General features: G+C 70.3%; 1 pseudogene. It reads right to left on the bottom strand.

Annotation, left to right across the window (positions count from 1 at the left end):
- Positions 1–636, bottom strand: a pseudogene (locus DD1DGNOD_RS27550) (hypothetical protein); the annotation flags it as partial.
- Positions 637–731: the final 95 nt, after the last annotated feature.

Below are 731 nucleotides of genomic sequence, written 5' to 3'. Positions count from 1 at the left end.
GCTGGCCGCGACGCCGGCGGCGACCACCACCCCGAGGGCGAGCCACGGCACCGGGGACGGCCCCGGAACCCAGTCGAGGGTGCCGGTGGTGAGGACCACCCGATCGTCCACGGTCAGGGGGATCGTCCAGGCGTAGATCTGGTGGAAGCGGGCGGGTGCGGCTCGTACGACCGGTGGATCCTGCGTGCCCATCCAGTGGGTGCGGTGGTCGTGCCAGACAGCGGTCCGGCCGTCGGCGATCTTCTCCCAGCGCGGCGCCGCCTTGTCGTCCCTGCCACTGTCGTTCCTGGCGTCGCCGGCCGGGGACGGACCCTGCGGTCCGTACCGACCGCGGTTGAGATACGTGGCGGACGACAGCGTGTTCTGCCAGACGCCGGCGGAATCCACCCGCAGATAGGGCTCGTCGTTGTACCCCTTGACGATGACCGTGTGGTTGCCGGTGACGGTCAGCTTCACCCGGCTGCCGTTTTCCACGGGCACGAGGCTGACATCGTCCACCGCGGGGTTCATGCCGGTCACGGTCGTGTGGAAGTTCGTGGACGAGGCACCACTGACGGAATGCGCCTGCGCGGGCCCGGCCGGGAAGACGAGCCAGCAGACCAGGGCACCGAGGAGCATGAGCGTGCGCCGGAGCACGCGGGTTGACCGGCCCCGGTCGGACGGCCCCCCAGCAGCGACGTTCACGGAGTCTTCATGGGCGCGGAGTCTTCATGGGCGCGGAGTTTAGCCGG

It is taken from the genome of Candidatus Protofrankia californiensis (assembly GCF_900634765.1).
Taxonomy (GTDB): Bacteria; Actinomycetota; Actinomycetes; order Frankiales; family Frankiaceae; genus Protofrankia; species Protofrankia californiensis.
This window is presented reverse-complemented; position numbering and strand designations above follow the sequence as displayed.